The sequence below is a fragment of the Mesorhizobium sp. M1C.F.Ca.ET.210.01.1.1 genome (assembly GCF_004791585.1).
Classification (GTDB): Bacteria; Pseudomonadota; Alphaproteobacteria; order Rhizobiales; family Rhizobiaceae; genus Mesorhizobium.
Genome location: NZ_SRUU01000025.1, coordinates 42,835 through 60,069, shown reverse-complemented (window position 1 = coordinate 60,069; position 17,235 = coordinate 42,835). Strand labels below are relative to the sequence as shown.

Genomic DNA, 17,235 nt, shown 5'->3' with positions numbered 1-17,235 from the left:
CTTTCAGCTTGGCTTTCAGCCGCCAAGCGCCTCGCAGACGACCCGCGCGGTTTCCGCGGCGGAGAAATTCTGCTGGCCGGTGACGAGGCTGCCGTCGCGCACGGCAAAGCCGCGCCACAGCCCAGCCTGGACATAGTTGGCGCCGATCGCCTTCAGCTCGTCCTCGATCCGCCACGGCATCAGATGCTTGCCGCGCTCAAGCGCGCCCATCTCCCAGGTGGCGTTGTCGGCAAAATCCTCCTCGACATTGGCAAAGCCTGTCACCGTCTTGCCGGTGGCAAGCAGCGATCCGTCGGCGTGCCTGGCAAAGCGCAGGATCGCGGTGCCGTGGCAGAGCGCGGCCGCCACCTTGGCGGCTTCGTGGAAGGCGACGAATGTCCGCTGCAGATCGGTCGCGCGCTCGTAGGTGAACATCGGTGACTGGCCTCCGGCCACCACGATTGCGTCGAACTGCTCGACCTCGATCTCCGACACCGGCCGCGTGTCATCGACCAAGGCCAAGAGCCTCGGGCTCGAAATGAAGCCGAGCGAGATGAGGTCGCTCTCCGAATAGCCTGACGGATCGCGCGGGTCGCTCAGCGCATCGGCCTCGCACTTACCGCCGTCAGGCGAAAAGATCTCGACCTGATAGCCGCGCTCGGTGAAGACGAACCAAGGATGGGTAAGCTCGCTCCACCAGAAGCCCACCGGCCACCCGGTCGTGGTCGAGACGGCCGGATTGGCGATGACGATCGCCACGCGCTTGGGGTGTCGCGAATTGACCGCGTGCGCTCATCGTCGCTCTCCTTCTGTGAAACGCTGCCCGACAAGATGGGGCTTTTCAACCCCGCCAGATGGCGGGGCAATTTCCGCTTTCCGATCGGCCGGGCCCTGCCTAGGATCGTCGCATGACACAACGAGGTAGACTCTATGGCTGCCCGGTCGAGTTCGCGCTCGACGCTCTGGGCGGCAAGTGGAAGACGGTGATCCTGGCAAGGATCAAGCAAGGACCGTTGCGTTATTCCGAACTGCGCCGGCTGATCCCTTCGCTCTCCGACAAGATGCTGACGCAGCGCCTGGCCGACCTGGTCGAGATCGGCTTCGTAACGCGCGAGACCTCCCTCGACGGCAACGCGCGCTACGTCCTGACCCAGCGCGGCCACGATCTCGCCGCGGCGCTCCAGGCACTCTACGACTGGGGCGACGTGCATGGCCGCGCCGAGGGGGTGCGCTTCCGCACCGACATCGACGCCGCGGCCTGATCGGACGTCAGCCGGCATCGGCAAGCGCGTCGCGAAAGACTGCGACATCGGTGACGATGGCTTCGCCAAGGAACCGCAGCGTCGCCATCGAACGGTCGCGGGCTTCACGATTGCCGAAGCCGCAGGCATCCTCGATGACCACAGCCACGAAGCCGTTGTCGGTCGCCTGCCGCACCGTCGGTTCGATGCCGATCTCCATGGCGATGCCGGTAAGCGCCACGGCGCGCACGCCGCAATCGCGCAGCGCAAAGCCGAACGCAGTGGAATCGAAGGCCGACATGGTGAGCTTGTCGAATATCGCTTCGTCCGCGCGCGGCGCGAGCTCGGGCACGATGCGCGTTGCGTCGGCGTCGCGCAGGAACCAGGGCTGCACCGCGTCGGGGTTGTCGCGCCGCTGCCAGGCCATGGCGGTGCGCAATTGCGTTGCGCCCATCCATGTTTTCGGCAGCGACAGATGCCGCGTGAACGCCACCCGCATGCTGGCCGATCGCGCCGCTTCCAGCACGATGCCGGTGCGTTCGACGATCGCCGCCGCGCCTTCGACCTGGCGGCAGATGCCGACCTGCATGTCGTAGACCACCAGCGCCATGCGGCGCGGGTCGCACCATTCCCTCAATGTGGTCGGGATTTCGATCCCGTCGCGCGACCGGATCATGCCGCTGTCCGATCCCAGGGCTTGGCGATGTCCACGCTCGGGTCGAACAGGAATTCAAGCGGCAGCGGCGCGTCGAAGGCGATGAAATGCCATTCCAGCAGCCCGGCCTTGGACAGCGGGAAATCGTCGGTGTAGCGCCTGGCCTCCTCGACGCTATCGAGCTCGAAGACGATGATGACGCCGCCGACATCGGCGCGCGCATAGTTTTCGCGCACGATGCCTGCCTTCCACAGCCGCCAGACATTCGAGACTTCTTCCGGCAGATAGGGCCTGAGGTCATCGAGCGTGACGCCGGGCTTGAAATTGTCATAGGCCAAAATCTTCATCGGCTGTCCCTTGCATTGGCCCCGCGCAGCATTCGGCTAGCATGACGAAATCGGCGCCGGCAACGAACGACATGGTTCGTTGAAACCGGGCGGTCGATTGCCCCTTCGCGCCGCAAAGTCCTAATCGGCCGTCGAGTCGACCGCGAGCATTCCGTCACGCTGTGGAGGATCGGCCCAGGGGGCGCAGTTCCGCCGACGCCTATTGAGGGGTAGTCCTCTTCCCGCCGTGAAATTCCATTCCTCCACTCGCCGCCGGATTGGCACGATCTATCTTCTTTCCAGCGGCGATCGGCTGGAAAAGACGCTGGTTTCGACCCTATGGAGCGCGGACATGAGTGTGCACAGGAAAGCGGCGCCGGAGGGCGCGGAAAATACTCTGACGAGGCTGCGCCCGCCTTACGGCTCGGTGCTCGACCTGATCGGCCAGACGCCGATCGTCGAGCTCACCAAATTCGACACCGGCAAATGCCGGCTGTTCATCAAGCTCGAAAGCCAGAATCCCGGTGGCTCGATCAAGGACCGCATCGCGCTGTCGATGATCGCGGCGGCCGAGAAGGCGGGCGCGCTGAAGCGCGGCGGTACCATCGTCGAGGCCACCGCCGGCAACACCGGCCTCGGCCTTGCCCAGGTCGGCATTCCGAAAGGCTACCGCATCATCCTCGTCGTGCCCGACAAGATGTCGCGCGAGAAGATCCAGCATCTGCGCGCTTTGGGCGCCGAGGTGCGCATGACCCGCTCCGATGTCGGCAAGGGCCATCCCGAATACTACCAGGACATGGCCGAGAAGCTCGCCGCCGAAATCCCCGGCGCCTACTATGCCAACCAGTTCGCCAATCCGGCCAATCCGCTGGCGCATGAGACCACGACCGGCCCGGAAATCCTTGTCCAGCTTGACGGCGATGTCGACGCGGTGGTGGTCGGCGTCGGCTCCGGCGGCACGCTTACCGGCCTCGGCCGCTACTTCGCCAAACATTCGCCCAAGACCGAGATGGTGCTGGCCGATCCGGTCGGCTCGGTGCTGGCGCCGTTGATCAAGACCGGCAAGATGGAAGAGGCCGGCAGCTGGACCGTCGAAGGCATCGGCGAGGATTTCGTGCCGCCCAATGCCGACCTGTCCTTGGTGAAGAAGGCCTATTCCATCCCCGACAAGCAGAGCATGCTGGCGGTGCGCGATCTCCTGTCGAAGGAAGGCATCCTGGCCGGCTCCTCCTCCGGCACGCTGCTGTCCGCCGCGCTCCGCTATTGCCGTGAGCAGACATCGCCCAAGCGCGTCGTCACCTTCGTCTGCGACAGCGGCAACAAATATCTGTCGAAAGTCTTCGACGATTTCTGGCTGGCCGAGCAGGGCCTTGCCGAGCGCGAACAGCATGGCGACCTGCGCGACCTCGTCATGCGCACCTACCGCACCGGCGACACCGTCTGGGTCGGCCCGGAGGAGAGCCTGCTCAACGCCTATGGCCGCATGCGCCGCTCCGACGTCTCGCAACTGCCGGTGCTCGACGAGGGCAAGCTGGTCGGCATCGTCGACGAGAGCGACATCCTGGCCAAGGTCGACGGCCCCTATGACGGCCGCTGGGACCGCTTCAACGCGCCGGTGCGCTCGGCCATGACCTCGACCTTGCACACGTTGCAGGCCAGCCAGACGCTGGATGCGCTGCTTCCCGTCTTCGACCGCAACGAGGTAGCCATCGTCTTCGATGGCGAGGAGTTCATCGGCCTGATAACCCGTATCGACCTGATCAACCATCTGAGGCGCCGCGCAAAATGACGACGACTGGCAAGAACCGCCTGGCCTTTTCCACCCGCACCATCCATGGCGGCCAGAGCCACGACCCGACGACCGGCGCGGTGATGGTGCCGATCTACGCCACTTCCACCTACGGCCAGCAGTCGCCCGGCGTGCACAAGGGTTTTGAATACGCCCGCAGCCAGAACCCGACGCGCTTTGCCTTCGAGCGCGCCGTCGCCGACCTCGAAAGCGGCACGAAGGCCTTCGCCTTCGCTTCCGGCCTGGCGGCGATCGCCACGGTGCTGGAGCTGTTCGATGCCGGCGCCCATGTGGTGGCTACCGACGACATTTATGGCGGCTCGTTCCGGCTGATGGAGCGGGTGCGCAAGCGCTCGGCGGGCTTGCAGGTCAGCTTCGCCGACTTCACCGACCTCGCCGCCGTCGAAGCCGCGATCCGGCCGGAGACAAAACTGCTCTGGCTCGAAACGCCGACCAATCCTCTGCTGCGCATCGTCGACCTCGAAGGCCTTGCCGCGCTCGCCAGGCGCAAGGGGCTCATCACCGTCGCCGACAACACCTTCGCCAGCCCCTATATCCAGCGGCCGCTGGAGCTCGGCATCGACATCGTCGTGCATTCGACGACGAAATACCTGAACGGCCATTCCGACATGGTGGGCGGCGTGGCCGTGGTCGGCGACAACCAGGATTTGGCCGACCGGCTGAAATTCCTGCAGAACGCCATCGGCGCCATCTCCAGCCCGTTCGACAGTTTTCTGGCGCTGCGCGGCATAAAAACCCTGGCGCTGAGGATGGAGCGCCATTCGGCCAACGGCCTGAAGATCGCGCAATGGCTGGAAGGCAGGAAGGACGTGCGCCGCGTCATCTATCCGGGGCTTCCCAGCCATCCGCAGCACGAGATCGCCAAGCGCCAGATGCATGCCTATGGCGGCATGATCTCGGTCGAGCTCGACCGCGACCTGGCGGGAACAAAGCGCTTCCTCGAACGCACGCAGCTCTTCACGCTGGCTGAAAGCCTTGGCGGGGTCGAAAGCTTGATCGAGCATCCGGGGCTGATGACGCACGGCTCGATCCCGGCGGAGAAGCGCGGAGCCATCGGCATTTCCGATTCCCTGGTGCGGCTGTCGGCCGGCATCGAGGACGGAGATGATTTGATTGCCGATCTGGAGCAGGCGCTGGGGGGCTGAATTGCTTTTGTGGTGATCCTTCGCGCGCTCCGCTCGTCCGGTAGCGGAGGCGATTGGCAAAAGCCGGCGCGCCATCTGATCTCGCCCCAAGTGGGGGAGATGGCCGGCAGGCCAGAGAGGGCGCTGTCCCGCCGACATCTAGGTATGTGTGCCATTGCAGACACCAATCCACCCACTAAACTATCCCCGCTTGCGATCTCCGGAGGCGTGATGCGCGTGATCGTGTTGGGTGGCGGCGTTGTCGGCGTCACGACGGCCTATCAGCTGCAGAAGGACGGGCACGAGGTCGTGGTCCTCGAGCGCCAGAGCCAAGTCGCCGCCGAGACCAGCTGGGGCAATGCCGGCATGATCGCGCCTGGGCATTCCTTCGTCTGGTCCTCGCCCAGGGCGCCGATGATCCTGCTGAAATCGCTGGTGTTGAGGGACCAGGCGCTGCGCTTCAAGCTTTCGGCCGATCCCAGGCTCTACACCTGGTCCTGGCTCTTCCTGATGGAATGCACGGCAGAGAAGGCGAGGCGCAACACGCTGCTCAAGCATCGGCTTGCCGCCTATTCGCAATCGGTCCTGCACCAGGTCATCGCCGACGAAAGAATAGACCACGACCGCAACGATCGCGGCATCGTCTATTTCCACCGCAGCCAGCAGGCGCTCGACAAGGGCGTCGAGCATATGAAGCTCCTGGAATCCGACGGGCAGGAGATCAGGGTGCTCGACCGCGACGGCGTCGTCGCGCTCGATCCATCGCTCGCCTCGGCCAAGGACAAAATCGCCGGCGGCATCCATTGCCCGACCGATGAGACCGGCGACCCGGCGAAGTTCACCCGCGCGCTGGCGGCCAAGGTGGTTGAACGCGGCGGCGAAATCCGCACCGACACCACCATCACCGGCATCGAGACTTCGGGTGACGGGGTCACCCAGGTGCTGACCGACAAAGGCGCCTTTAAGGGCGACGCCTATGTGCTGGCGCTCGGCTCCTACAGCGCGCTGATCGCGAAAACCATCGGCATCAGCCTGCCGATCTATCCGATCAAGGGTTATTCGCTGACCATACCCGTCGGCAACCGGCCGCATCCGCCGACCATCGCTTCGGTCGACGAGCACAATCTGGTCGCCATCTCGCGCTTCGGCGATCGCCTGCGCGTCACCGCCACGGCGGAGTTCGCCGGCTACGACACCAGCCACAAGCCGGCCGACTTCGCCTTCATGAGAGGCGTGACGCAGGAGCTCTATCCCGAGGGCGCCGACTATGACCGCGCCGAAATGTGGGCGGGCCTGAGGCCGATGACGCCGAACAACCTGCCCGAGTTCGGCCGGCGGCGCCTCGGCAACCTCTACCTCAACACCGGGCACGGCCATATCGGCTGGACGATGTCGCATGGCTCGGCCCGCATTACTGCCGATCTGATCGCCGGCCGCCAGCCGGCCATCTCGATGGAAGGTCTTTTGAACTGAACGCTCGGTCCCGGACGGGATCGGAGGGAATCGACAGAAGAAGGGGAATGCCATGTCCGTCAGCGCAGCCGCTACCCGCCTTCAATCCTCGGGACCGGTCGAACCCAAGCCAGTCGACCTTGGCATATTGCCGTCGGAGCTCGACGGCGGCCTTGCCTCGCGCGCGGCCATCGGCCTTGCCATCCTCGCCACCGACCAGACGCTGGAGCATGAATTCCGCGCGCTGGTGCGCATTCCGGGCGTCGCCTTCTACGAAGCCCGCCTTTTCAACGACAACGACATCACCCCCGACACGCTGCGCGCCATCGGCCCGCGCATCGCGCCGACGGTCGACTTGATCCTGCCCAGCATTTCGCTCGACGTCGTCGGCTTCGGCTGCACCTCGGCCACCATGACGCTCGGCGAGGAGGCCGTGTTCGCCGAGATCAGGAAGGCGCGGCCGGGTGTCGCCTGCACCACGCCGGTCACCGGCGCGCTTGCCGCCTTCAGGGCGCTCGGCGCCAGGGGCATCGGCCTAATGACGCCCTACGCGCCCGAGATCAACAACGGCCTCGTCAGCTATTTCACCGGACGCGGCCTCGACATCGCCGCCGTCGCCACTTTCGACCGGCGTGACGATCGCGAGGCGGCCCGCATCTCGCTCGCCTCGATCGAGGCCGCGGCCGAGCGCATGGCGGCGGCGCCGGGTGTGGACGCGATCTTCATCTCCTGCACCAGCCTGCGCGTCGCCGAGGCGGTGGCGGGCCTGGAACGGCGCATCGGCATTCCCGTCACCTCGTCGAACCACGCCATGGCCTGGCACTGCCTGCGGCTTGCCGGCATCGACGACGTCGTGCCCGCCGGCGGAAGGCTGTTCGCTTTGCCGGCCGTTTGAGACGATGCGGCGGCATCGCCGCCCGGCTCACCGCCGACGGCGGGCCAACAGCTTCCAGCTGACTTTGTTTCGAAGCCGGGCGGCCGCTATCCTGTCGAGCACGATCTTCTCATTCGTCGCGGCGCGGCTCGGATCGGCCGGCTTGTGCCAGATATGCAGCACCTCCGTCGCCCAGGTCCCTGCGCGACGCACAACACCCTTGTCCTGCAATCGGAAGACAAAGTCGGCGTCTTCGTAGCCCCAGCCGGTGAAGCTCTCGTCGAAGCCGCCGATGGAAAGCGCATCGCTTTTCCAGCAGGCGAGATTGCAGCCCTTGATGCGCCGGAAGACGAAGGAGCGGTAATCCGACATCCTCCGCCATGGCAGCCGCATGAAAAACGCCGTGATCTTGGAAATATCGCCTTTCACGCGGTGGCGCAGGATATTGCGGCGGAAGGCCTGGTAGTTCCAGGTCCCCGCCGCCAGCACTTGCTTGCTGAATTCCTGGGCAAGCAGAATGCGGCTGCCGGTGACAAGGTAGTTCAGCCTGGCCAGCGCGCGATGCCGGGCGACGAAATCGGGCTGCGGGATGCAGTCGCCGTCGATGAAGATCAGATAGGAGCCGCGGGCCTCGCCTATGGCCTTGTTGAGGATCGCGGCGCGGCGAAAGCCGATGTCCTCATGCCAGACATGCCTGACGGCTATCGGGGCAGAGCCGGCAAAGGCATTGACCACGTCGGCCGTGTCCGGGCGCGAACCATCGTCGGCGACGATAACTTCGAAGCAGCGCTCGGTTTGGCCGGCGAGCGATTGCAGGCTGAGTTTCAGCGCTTCCGGCCAGTTGTAAGTGTTGACGATCACCGAAATGGATGGAGCTTCGGACGGGGTCATGAAAACGCCCCGGTCGTCTTCCCTCCCCGAACAACAATATATGAAAAGACGTCGCGACGACATTCTCTTCCGCGCGCGCATATAGCGCGGCGCATCCCCCCAGGCATTTGTCCTACCCCACAATAGAACCCCCCTGTTTCTATCGTGAACGATGGACTTCCGTCAACGGTCAAATATAGCGCCGGAGTTTGCTTGCCGAGAGCAATTCCAGGGAAAGCGTGTAACGATTTCTGTCCGGAATTGCGCAAAAAACAAATAGTTAGAGCGGTCGGCGATGCTATGAGTCGCCGAACCGCTCTAGCAATTGAACAGGCGCGACGGCCGGCAGTCGGCAGCGGCCGATGGAGGTGGCCTGACTGGTTCGCAAATCCGTTGGCGTTAATGAATCGGAAGGGGTTGCTTAACGCTTCGCTACTATGTCCGGCCTCGCGAGGCATGACAGAGTGAGCGCGATGAACGACAGCCCCGAAAAGCGCAATGAATGGCGCGCCATCTTCTATGTGCAGGCGCGCGTCGCCATTCTGTTTGTGCCCGTTGTCGTCAGCCTGCTGATCATCGGCGCGCTTGCCGGCAACGACCGCGATCCCGGCGCCATCGACCGGACCGTGACCAGCTCGGTGAAATAGGCTGGCTATCAGCCTGCGCCGCTTCCTGCGCTTTGCTGGCGAATCATTCCTTCCGTCTGATCACTTTACGCAGATCCGCCATTGAGACAGTCAGCGTCATCGGATCGAGAGGCGAGGGGTTGAATCCCAACGCGGCGCGCGCCGCGAGGTCAGGGCGACCTCAAACAAAGCGCGGGATCGGTCCGTTCTGCGGCGTGGTCCGGTCGCCGAGGTCGATGAAAACCTCGTCGACATAGCACCATCCCCATCCCTCCGGCGGGTCGTAGCCCTCGATGACCGGGTGGCTTGTGGCGTGGAAATGCTTGGTGGCGTGGCGGTTGGGCGAGTCGTCGCAGCAGCCGACATGGCCGCAGGTGCGGCAGAGCCTGAGATGCACCCACCAGGATCCGCTCTTGAGGCATTCCTCGCAGCCGAGCGCGCTCGGCGTCACATCCTTGATGCCGTCCGTATGTCCGCATTCGTCCATCATGATCTCCTGGAACTGCTGTCGGCGGCGCGGCCGCCGTTGCGCGCAAGATAGGCATGCAATGCCGCCACCACCTGGGCGCCCTCGCCGACGGCCGCAGCGACCCGCTTGGTCGAGCCGCAGCGCACGTCGCCGATGGCGAACACGCCGCCGCGGCTCGTTTCCATCAGGCCGTGTCCCGGCGCCACGTCCGGTCCGGTGCGCACAAAGCCCTTGGCGTCGAGCGCCACATTGCAGCGTGCCAGCCAGTCGGTGTTCGGATCGGCGCCGATGAACAGGAAGAGGTGGCGGATGGGCCGCGTCGTCTCGACGCCGGTTGCCCGGCTGCGCCAGCGCACATTGTCGAGATTGCCGTCGTGGCCGTCGAGCGCCACGATCTCGGTCTCGGTCAGCACTTCGATGTTCGGCTGCGCCTCGATGCGCTCGACCAGGTAACGCGACATGGTGGCATCGAGGCCGTCGCGCCGAACCAAAAGCGTCACCTTGCGCACCTGGCTGGCCAGATAGACCGCAGCCTGCCCGGCCGAATTGCCGGCGCCGACCAGCGCCACTTCCTGGTCCCGGCAAAGCCGTGCCTCGATGGGCGAGGCCCAATAATGCACGGATGTGCCCTCGAACTGCGCGAGGTTGGCGACACCGAGACGGCGGTAGCGCGCGCCGCTGGCGATCACCACCGTGCGCGTGCGCACGGTCTCGCCGTCGCCGACATCGAGCTTGTAGCCGGACATGTCGTCGGCGGCGCCGAGCAGCCTGGCTTCGTCGGGGATCACCATCTCGACGCCGAACTTCTGCGCCTGGTTGTAGGCGCGCGCCATCAGCGCCATGCCCGTGATGCCGGTCGGGAAGCCGAGGTAGTTCTCGATGCGCGCGGAGGCGCCGGCCTGGCCGCCGAAGGCGCGGCAATCGAGCACGATCGTCGACAGTCCCTCGGAGGCCGCATAGACCGCGGCCGCCAATCCCGCCGGCCCGGCGCCGACAATGGCCACGTCGTAGACTTTGTCGGCATCGACCGGCCGCAGCAGCCCGACGCAGCGGGCGAGGTCGCTCTCGACCGGATTGTGCAGCAGCTTGCCGTTCGGGCAAAGCACGATCGGCAGATGGTGCGGATCGACATGAAAACGCTCGATCAGGGTCCTCGCGCAAGGATCGGTATCGGAATCGAGCGCCCGGTGCGGCAGGCCGCTGCGGCGCAGAAACCCCTCGAGCCGCAGCACGTCGCCATTGCCGGGAGGGCCGATGATGACCGGCCCGCTGATGCCGCTTTCCAAGAGGCCGACGCGGCGCAGGATCAGCGCCCGCATGATGCGCTCGCCAAGGTTCGCCTCCTGCACCATCAGGTCGCGCAGCCGCTGCGACGGGATGACAATGGCCTCGACCGGCTCGGTCGCCTCGGCATTGACCAGCGACGGGCGGTTCGACAGCTGCGCCAGCTCGCCGATGAAATTGCCGGCGCCATGGGTGACGATCGCCTCAGGCTGGCCGAGCGCGCCGGCCTGCGTGATTTCGACCTTGCCCGACAGGATGACGATCAGCCCGGGCGAGACCGTGCCGGCCGTGACAATGCGGTCGCCGGCGGCATAGGCGCGCGCTTCGCCGAACCGCCGCATGCGCTCGATGTCCGCGTCGGCAAGCACGGGAAACATCTGGTCGCGGCGGGCGGCGATGGTCGGGCTGACGGGAGGGGCCATGGGGCGGACCGTAGCGTCATGGTCGCCGGGTTTGAAGCGGTTTGTTAGGGGACTGGCCGCAAGGGGAGGTTTTGGCCTGGGTCCCGCGTCGTTTCTAACTGGAGAAATCCCGTTGGCAGTCGGGAAAGATGGTGCCCAGAAGAGGACTCGAACCTCCACTCCTTGCGGAACACGGACCTGAACCGTGCGCGTCTACCAATTCCGCCATCTGGGCTGGTGCGGGCTCATGTAAGCGGGCAAACGAAGCGTGTCAACGCGCTTTTTTCACCGGCGCGTTGGCTGAGCCGGCTTGCCTCACCCCTCCAGCACTTCCTTCTTCGCCACGGTCGAATCGGCGTTGAGCTTGTAGATCACCGGCACGCCGGTGCCGAGCTCGAGCTTGACGATCTCCTCGCCCGACTTGCCGTCCAGCGCCATGATCAGCGCCCTGAGCGAATTGCCGTGCGCGGCCATCAGCACCGTTTCGCCGCGCAGCACATGCGGCTGCACGTCGTGCAGGTAATAGGGCCATACGCGCGCGCCGGTGTCCTTCAGGCTTTCGCCGCCGGGCGGCGCGATGTCGTAGGAACGGCGCCAGATATGCACCTGCTCCTCGCCCCACTTCTTGCGCGCGTCGTCCTTGTTGAGGCCGGAGAGGTCGCCATAGTCGCGCTCGTTGAGCGCCTGGTCGCGGATGGTCTTCAGATCGCCTTGGCCGACCCCGTCGAGAATGATCTGGCAGGTCTTCTGCGCCCGCTTCAGCGCCGAGGTGAAGGCGATGTCGAATTTCAGCCCGCGCGCCTTGAGCTTCTCGCCGGCGGCGATGGCTTCGGCGGTGCCCTGCTCAGTCAGGTCGACGTCGCGCCAGCCGGTGAACAGGTTCTTCAGGTTCCATTCGCTCTGGCCGTGGCGCACGAGCACGAGAGTTCCCGACATGTTTGCTCCTTCGTTGAAGCAATTCCAGGAAAAGTGTGTAGCGGCTTTCCGTCCGGAATTGCGTAGGACAATATGGAAAGGCCGCCTCAGCCCAGGCCGAGCACGTCCCGCATGGAATAAAGCCCAGGCTTCTTGCCGCGTGCCCAGAGCGCCGCCTTGACGGCGCCGCGGGCAAAGATCGCCCGGTCCTCGGCCTGGTGGGCAAGCGTGATGCGCTCGCCGGTTCCGGCGAGGATCACGCTGTGCTCGCCGACCACCGAGCCGCCGCGCAGCGCCGCGAAGCCGATCGTGCCTGTCTTGCGCACGCCGGTATGGCCGTCGCGCACCCGCACGCTGTTGTCCTGGAGAGCGATCTCGCGGCCCTTGGCCGCTGCCTCGCCAAGCAACAGCGCCGTGCCGGACGGCGCGTCGACCTTGTGCTTGTGATGCATTTCCAGGATCTCGATGTCGAAATCTTGCGCGTCGAGCGCGCGCGCGGCCTGCTCCACCAGCACTGCCAAAAGGTTGACGCCGAGGCTCATATTGCCGGATTTGACGATTGTAGCGTGGCGCGCCGCGGCCGCGATCTTCGCATCGTCCTCCGCCGAGCATCCGGTGGTGCCGATGACATGCACGATGCGGGCCTGCGCCGCATAGCCGGCGAATTCGGCACTCGCCTTGGGCGCCGTGAAATCGAGCACGCCGTCGGCCCTGGCGAAGGCAGGCAGCGGGTCGTCGACGATCGGCACGTTGATGATGCCGATGCCGGCGAGCTCGCCGGCATCCTTGCCGAGATAGGGCGAGCCCGGCCGCTCGACCGCGCCGGCAACGCGCGCGCCCGGCATGGAATGGATGGCACGGATCAGCGTCTGGCCCATCCGGCCGGCGGCACCCACCACCACCAGGCCCATATCGCCCGCTTCGCTCATGCCTCTCTCCCCATCACTTTCTTTCCGCGCGTGCGCGGCAGCGGAGTTTGGATTGGCTTGGCGTCATCGACAAGCCCCAGCCCCTTCTTGCCCTGCACCCGGTGGAAGCGGGCATAGACGCTGTCCGGATCGGCCATCAGCGCGGCATGGTTGCCTTCTTCGACCAGCCGGCCCTCTTCGAGCACGATGATGTGGTCGGCATTGACCACGGTCGACAGCCGGTGCGCGATGACGATCGTGGTGCGCCCTTCCATGACATGGGTCAGAGCCTCCTGGACGCGCGCTTCCGCCTCGTTGTCGAGCGCCGACGTCGCCTCATCGAGCAGAAGGATCGGCGCCTGGCGCACGATGGCGCGGGCGATCGAGACGCGCTGGCGCTGGCCGCCCGACAGTGTCACGCCGTTTTCCCCGACCGGCGTGTCGTAGCCCTCCGGCTGCTGGCGGATGAACTCGTCGGCTGCCGCTTGGGCTGCCGCCAGCTCGATCTCGGTATCCGTGGCGGAAAGCCGGCCGTAGCGGATGTTGTCGCGGATCGTGCCTTCGAAGAGATACGGCGCCTGCGAGACATAGGCGATCGAACCGCGCAGCGACTGCTTGGTCACCTTGGAAATGTCCTGGCCGTCGACCACGATGCGGCCTTGGTCGACGTCGTAGAAGCGCTGCAGGAGCGCCACCAGCGTCGACTTGCCGGCGCCCGAAGCGCCGACGATGGCCGTGACCTTGCCGGCGGCGGCGGTGAAGCTCAGATCTTTCAGCACCGGCATGTCGGCGGAATAGCCGAACGAGACATCCTCGAAGCGCACCTCGCCGCTGGTGATTTTCGCCTCGGCTGCGCCGGGCGCGTCGCCCTGCTGCGGCTCGAGGTCGAGCAGCTCGTAGATCATGCGCGCATTGACCAGCGACCGCTCCATGCCGACCTGCATGCGCGCCAGCCGGCGCGCCGGATCATAGGCCAGGATCAGCGCGGTGATGAAGGAGAAGACCGCGCCTGGCGGCTGGCCGAGCACGAGCGCGCGATAGCCGGAATAGGCGATGACGCCGGTCACGGCGAGGCCCGCCAGCAAGTCGGAGATCGGCGTCAGCCGCTCCGAGACGCGGGCGATCTTGTTGCCCCGCTGCTCGGCGCTCTCCGAAAGGCCGCCGATGCGGCGCGCAAGCTCCTCCTCCATGGTGAAGGCCTTGACGATGGCAATGCCTTGCGTCGCCTCCTGCATGGCGCCGATCAGCCGCGAGTTGATCTGCACGGATTCGCGCGAGATGCGGCGCACGCGGCGCTGGAGATAGACGACGGCCCAGATCAGCGGCGGCCCGATCAGCAGCGAGGACAGCGACAGGAGCGGGTCCTGATAGATCATGACGCCGATCAGGCCGATCAGCGACACGCCGTCGCGCGCGATCGAGGTCAGCGTCATCGACAGCAGATCGCGGATGCCGTTGATGTTTTCGTTGACCCGCGCCGCGAGCTGACCGGAACGCGTGTCGGTGAAGAAGCCGACACCGAGCTTCATCAGGTGGTCGAAGATGCGGCGCTGGTAGCGCGCCACCAGATTGTTGCCGATCTTTGCCAGCGTCACCGCCTGGCCATAGGTGGCAAGCCCGCGCAGCACGAAAGAGCCCATGATGCCGAAGCAGATGGCAAAGATCAGGTCGCCGCGCCGCTCGTAAAAGATCTGGTTGACGACCGGGCTCATGATCCAGGCGGCGAAGGCCGTCGTGCCCGAAACGATCAGCGAGCAGGAGATGGCGACGACATAGGACCAGCGGTACTCGCGGCCGTTCTCGGCGATGATGCGGCGCAGGATCGCCCAGGTTTCGCCCGGCTGGGGTTTCGCTTGAGGTTGAAGCTGATTCAAGTCGAGTGTCGTTTCGTGGTTCCGATCGGCACCCCTCTTAGCGTCCTCGTCGCGGCTTGCCTATGGCGAAACTTCGTCGCGGACCACAACGGGTCACGATCCCGCGACCCGAACGACCGCGCTTACGCCCGCCAGTGCCGTCCCGCCGTCTGTACGCCGAACAGCGACGGCGTCCTGGCATAAGCGGCCAGCCCGAGAAGCGCGGCCAGCGGGTGCGTGATGACATAGACCGGCATCGCACGCATCAGCGCGCTGTGCGGCGCCTTGTCCTCGAAGGCGGCGCGGAAATTGCCGGCCTTGAGCGCCGGCACGATCTTTTGCGCGATGCCGCCGGTCAGGAACACGCCGCCGCGGCTCATGAACACCAGCGCCAGGTCGCCCGCCGTGCGGCCGAGGCAGGTGACGAACAGCGACAGCGCCTCTTCCGCCACGGCGTCGGATTTGGACAGCGCTGCCGCCGTGATTTCGGCCGGCGTCGTGAATGGCGTTGGCTTGGCGTCCGCCTTGGCCACCGCGCGATAGAGGTTGACCAGCCCGCGGCCGCACAGGATCTGCTCGCCGGAGATGCGGCCTTCGAGCTTTTCGATATGCGGGAACACCTCGAAATCGCGCGGCGTGCGCGGGCCGATATCCATATGCCCGCCCTCGCCCGGCACCGGTATCCAGTGGCGAAGCGCGTAGATCAGCCCGGCGACGCCGAGTCCGGTTCCGGGGCCGAGCACCACCCGCCCCGCGCTCGGCTCGGGCGTGCCGCCGCCGATCTTTTCCATGTGCTCTTCGCCGAGCGCCACCACCGCCAGCGCCTGCGCCTCGAAATCGTTGAGCACGACGATCTCGCTCAAGCCCAGATTGGCGAACATCTGGTGCGGCTTGACCACCCAGGGGCAGTTGGTGAGCCGGATCTCGTCGCCGTCGACAGGCCCGGCCACCGCCAGCACGGCCGAATGCGGCTGGATTGACGAGCGGTCGAGCACCGCCGCCTGGATCGCCTCGTCGATGGTCTTGAAATTGGCCGTCTGGACGATCTGCGGCTCGGTCGCTTCCGAATTGGCATCGAGCACGATCGAGAAGCGCGCATTGGTGCCGCCAATGTCGCCGATCAGAACCGGAAACCGCAGCGCTGTATCGTCTTCGCCTGCCATTTTTCTCTCGTTCGTCCCCGTTACCGGCAGCGCTCTTACCGCCTCGTCGTTGCCTAGAGCATTTTGCAGCCAGGTGGAATCACTTGCCGCTGCGCAAATGCAGCTAAAACAGGAGATAGAGCGGGATTTGCCTCTGTCCCGCTCTAGCGCATGACCCTGCAAAGGGAAAGCTGCTTCGGCGTCAGTTCCCCGGTCTTGGCCGTGGCAGCGGAATGCCGATCGAGGGGGTGGGAGCGAAGGCGCTGGCCTGGGCCGGCAATGCAGCGCCGCTGCTGGAAATCGTCTCGGCCGGCTCAGCCACAGGCTGTTCGGCCACCGCGACCGCCACTGCACTGCCGCCATGATAGGTCACGGCGGCCAGCGAAGGGGCATCGGCGGCGGCAAGCACCGCCTGGCATTCCCTTGGCAGATTGGCCATCGTCATCAGGTCGCGGGCCTTCGGTGCGTCCGGGTTCTTGTTCGGGCGCCAGGGCTCCTCGATGAACCACCAGGCGAGCGGCTTGCCGCAGCCGTCGTCGTCGGGCGTCGCCTCCTGTGCCTTGCAGCCGGGCGATCCCGGCTGGCAGCCGATGCGCATGTGGAAATGATAGTCGTGGCCCCAGAACGGGCGGATCTTGCGCAGCCAGGAACGGTCGCCGGTGACGGTGTCGCAGAGCTTCTTCTTGATGCCGGGATTGACCAGGATGCGCTCGACCTCCGGATAGCTCGCCGCGCGCCTCAACAACCGTGTATGCGCCGGCGTCCACAGCGCGTCCTTCACCAGATGTGTCTTCTCGTCGACCATCAGCGTCGCGCTCATGCTCTCGCGCTGCGCCATCGTCAGCGGACGGCTCGGCATCGGCGTCAGCCAGATGTCGGCGTCGAGGCCGATCTGGTGCGAGGCGTGGCCGGTCATCATCGGGCCGCCGCGCGGCTGCGAGACGTCGCCGACCAGAAGCCCCGGCCAGCCGTCAGCCTGGGCGTCCCGCGCGAGCTTCTCGATCAGCGCGACCATCGCCGGATGCCCCCAGCGGCGGTTGCGCGCCGGGCGCATCACTTCCCAGGCCGGCCCGTCCATCGGCAAGGCCACGCCGCCGGTAAAGCAGCCCTTGGAGTAGAAGCCGAAGGACTGCGCCGGCGCCACCGCCGGCAGCTTCTTGGCGCCGAACAGGTCCTTTGCGCGCGGTTCGGCCGAAATCGCGGCCGCGGCAAGCGCGGCCAAAGTCACCAGCGCAAGCGCGGCGGTCAGGAACGGCTTCCTGTCGGGCAGCGATAGCAACGTCATCAGGTCGGGTCCCCTCTCCAG

17 protein-coding genes and 1 tRNA gene are annotated in these 17,235 nt (G+C 65.7%); 6 read left to right on the top strand and 12 right to left on the bottom strand.

Features of this window, described 5'->3' with window-relative positions:
- Positions 1–15: 15 nt before the first annotated feature.
- Positions 16–738 carry a type 1 glutamine amidotransferase domain-containing protein gene (locus EN853_RS24210; RefSeq protein WP_127859617.1) on the bottom strand — a complete coding sequence of 241 codons (723 nt, stop codon included), beginning with the start codon at positions 736–738 and terminating at the stop codon, positions 16–18.
- 149 nt (positions 739–887) lie between these two features.
- Between EN853_RS24210 and EN853_RS24205 the strand changes: the two genes are divergently transcribed.
- Positions 888–1,241: a helix-turn-helix domain-containing protein gene (locus tag EN853_RS24205; protein ID WP_127859616.1), complete on the top strand. Its 354-nt coding sequence runs from the start codon at positions 888–890 to the stop codon at positions 1,239–1,241.
- Positions 1,242–1,248: 7 nt separating this feature from the next.
- Here EN853_RS24205 and EN853_RS24200 read toward each other — a convergent pair whose 3' ends face one another.
- A complete protein-coding gene (locus tag EN853_RS24200; RefSeq protein ID WP_127859615.1) occupies positions 1,249–1,896 on the bottom strand; it encodes a cysteine hydrolase in 648 nt (215 codons plus the stop codon).
- Positions 1,893–2,222, bottom strand: a complete 330-nt coding sequence (locus EN853_RS24195; RefSeq protein ID WP_127859614.1) for a hypothetical protein — start codon at positions 2,220–2,222, stop codon at positions 1,893–1,895. The genes EN853_RS24200 and EN853_RS24195 overlap by 4 nt, the downstream gene beginning before the upstream one ends.
- A 331-nt stretch (positions 2,223–2,553) precedes the next feature.
- Between EN853_RS24195 and EN853_RS24190 the strand changes: the two genes are divergently transcribed.
- The 4 genes from EN853_RS24190 to EN853_RS24175 all read left to right on the top strand — a co-directional run bounded on the left by EN853_RS24190 (position 2,554) and on the right by EN853_RS24175 (position 7,482).
- On the top strand, positions 2,554–3,990 hold the full coding sequence (locus EN853_RS24190) for a pyridoxal-phosphate dependent enzyme (protein ID WP_127859613.1): 1,437 nt from the start codon (positions 2,554–2,556) through the stop codon (positions 3,988–3,990).
- Positions 3,987–5,156 (top strand): PLP-dependent aspartate aminotransferase family protein, encoded by a 1,170-nt coding sequence (locus EN853_RS24185; RefSeq protein WP_127859612.1) that lies wholly within the window; start codon positions 3,987–3,989, stop codon positions 5,154–5,156. The genes EN853_RS24190 and EN853_RS24185 overlap by 4 nt, the downstream gene beginning before the upstream one ends.
- 210 nt (positions 5,157–5,366) lie before the next feature.
- Entirely contained in the window at positions 5,367–6,608 is a 1,242-nt protein-coding gene (locus tag EN853_RS24180; protein ID WP_127859611.1) for a D-amino acid dehydrogenase, read from the top strand.
- A gap of 52 nt (positions 6,609–6,660) precedes the next feature.
- Positions 6,661–7,482 carry an Asp/Glu racemase gene (locus EN853_RS24175; protein WP_127859610.1) on the top strand — a complete coding sequence of 274 codons (822 nt, stop codon included), beginning with the start codon at positions 6,661–6,663 and terminating at the stop codon, positions 7,480–7,482.
- A 27-nt stretch (positions 7,483–7,509) separates the two neighbouring features.
- Here the strand turns inward: EN853_RS24175 and EN853_RS24170 are convergent, their stop codons facing one another.
- The gene (locus tag EN853_RS24170; protein WP_127859609.1) at positions 7,510–8,352 is read right to left on the bottom strand and encodes a glycosyltransferase family 2 protein; all 843 of its coding nucleotides are present in this window, start codon (positions 8,350–8,352) and stop codon (positions 7,510–7,512) included.
- 452 nt (positions 8,353–8,804) lie between these two features.
- Here EN853_RS24170 and EN853_RS24165 point away from each other — a divergent pair, with 452 nt between their 5' ends.
- Entirely contained in the window at positions 8,805–8,978 is a 174-nt protein-coding gene (locus tag EN853_RS24165; protein WP_127859608.1) for a hypothetical protein, read from the top strand.
- A gap of 160 nt (positions 8,979–9,138) precedes the next feature.
- Here the strand turns inward: EN853_RS24165 and EN853_RS24160 are convergent, their stop codons facing one another.
- The 8 genes from EN853_RS24160 to mepA all read right to left on the bottom strand — a co-directional run bounded on the left by EN853_RS24160 (position 9,139) and on the right by mepA (position 17,214).
- The gene (locus EN853_RS24160; RefSeq protein ID WP_167524577.1) at positions 9,139–9,447 is read right to left on the bottom strand and encodes a UBP-type zinc finger domain-containing protein; all 309 of its coding nucleotides are present in this window, start codon (positions 9,445–9,447) and stop codon (positions 9,139–9,141) included.
- Entirely contained in the window at positions 9,444–11,132 is a 1,689-nt protein-coding gene (locus EN853_RS24155) for a cyclic nucleotide-binding domain-containing thioredoxin-disulfide reductase (RefSeq protein WP_127859606.1), read from the bottom strand. Before EN853_RS24155 ends, EN853_RS24160 begins: the two co-directional genes overlap by 4 nt.
- Before the next feature lie 129 nt (positions 11,133–11,261).
- Positions 11,262–11,346, bottom strand: a tRNA-Leu gene (locus tag EN853_RS24150).
- Positions 11,347–11,426: 80 nt separating this feature from the next.
- Entirely contained in the window at positions 11,427–12,047 is a 621-nt protein-coding gene (locus tag EN853_RS24145) for a 2,3-bisphosphoglycerate-dependent phosphoglycerate mutase (RefSeq protein WP_127859605.1), read from the bottom strand.
- Positions 12,048–12,133: 86 nt separating this feature from the next.
- Positions 12,134–12,955: a 4-hydroxy-tetrahydrodipicolinate reductase gene (dapB, locus tag EN853_RS24140; RefSeq protein ID WP_127859604.1), complete on the bottom strand. Its 822-nt coding sequence runs from the start codon at positions 12,953–12,955 to the stop codon at positions 12,134–12,136.
- Entirely contained in the window at positions 12,952–14,808 is a 1,857-nt protein-coding gene (locus EN853_RS24135) for an ABC transporter ATP-binding protein (RefSeq protein WP_127859603.1), read from the bottom strand. The genes dapB and EN853_RS24135 overlap by 4 nt, the downstream gene beginning before the upstream one ends.
- 122 nt (positions 14,809–14,930) lie before the next feature.
- Positions 14,931–15,950 carry a glucokinase gene (locus EN853_RS24130; protein ID WP_127859602.1) on the bottom strand — a complete coding sequence of 340 codons (1,020 nt, stop codon included), beginning with the start codon at positions 15,948–15,950 and terminating at the stop codon, positions 14,931–14,933.
- Between the two features lie 181 nt (positions 15,951–16,131).
- Positions 16,132–17,214, bottom strand: coding sequence for a penicillin-insensitive murein endopeptidase (mepA, locus tag EN853_RS24125; protein WP_127859601.1), 1,083 nt, complete (start codon positions 17,212–17,214; stop codon positions 16,132–16,134).
- Positions 17,215–17,235 lie beyond the last annotated feature (21 nt).

What these genes read in the sequence shown, in the direction of transcription:
- EN853_RS24130 (WP_127859602.1), bottom strand. Translation starts at nt 15,950, where the DNA reads ATGGCAGGCGAAGACGATACAGCGCTGCGGTTTCCGGTTCTGATCGGC.
- EN853_RS24180 (WP_127859611.1), top strand. Translation starts at nt 5,367, where the DNA reads ATGCGCGTGATCGTGTTGGGTGGCGGCGTTGTCGGCGTCACGACGGCC.
- EN853_RS24160 (WP_167524577.1), bottom strand. Translation starts at nt 9,447, where the DNA reads ATGATGGACGAATGCGGACATACGGACGGCATCAAGGATGTGACGCCG.
- EN853_RS24185 (WP_127859612.1), top strand. Translation starts at nt 3,987, where the DNA reads ATGACGACGACTGGCAAGAACCGCCTGGCCTTTTCCACCCGCACCATC.
- EN853_RS24175 (WP_127859610.1), top strand. Translation starts at nt 6,661, where the DNA reads ATGTCCGTCAGCGCAGCCGCTACCCGCCTTCAATCCTCGGGACCGGTC.
- EN853_RS24145 (WP_127859605.1), bottom strand. Translation starts at nt 12,047, where the DNA reads ATGTCGGGAACTCTCGTGCTCGTGCGCCACGGCCAGAGCGAATGGAAC.
- mepA (WP_127859601.1), bottom strand. Translation starts at nt 17,214, where the DNA reads ATGACGTTGCTATCGCTGCCCGACAGGAAGCCGTTCCTGACCGCCGCG.
- EN853_RS24190 (WP_127859613.1), top strand. Translation starts at nt 2,554, where the DNA reads ATGAGTGTGCACAGGAAAGCGGCGCCGGAGGGCGCGGAAAATACTCTG.
- EN853_RS24205 (WP_127859616.1), top strand. Translation starts at nt 888, where the DNA reads ATGACACAACGAGGTAGACTCTATGGCTGCCCGGTCGAGTTCGCGCTC.
- EN853_RS24200 (WP_127859615.1), bottom strand. Translation starts at nt 1,896, where the DNA reads ATGATCCGGTCGCGCGACGGGATCGAAATCCCGACCACATTGAGGGAA.
- EN853_RS24195 (WP_127859614.1), bottom strand. Translation starts at nt 2,222, where the DNA reads ATGAAGATTTTGGCCTATGACAATTTCAAGCCCGGCGTCACGCTCGAT.
- EN853_RS24170 (WP_127859609.1), bottom strand. Translation starts at nt 8,352, where the DNA reads ATGACCCCGTCCGAAGCTCCATCCATTTCGGTGATCGTCAACACTTAC.
- EN853_RS24155 (WP_127859606.1), bottom strand. Translation starts at nt 11,132, where the DNA reads ATGGCCCCTCCCGTCAGCCCGACCATCGCCGCCCGCCGCGACCAGATG.
- dapB (WP_127859604.1), bottom strand. Translation starts at nt 12,955, where the DNA reads ATGAGCGAAGCGGGCGATATGGGCCTGGTGGTGGTGGGTGCCGCCGGC.
- EN853_RS24165 (WP_127859608.1), top strand. Translation starts at nt 8,805, where the DNA reads ATGAACGACAGCCCCGAAAAGCGCAATGAATGGCGCGCCATCTTCTAT.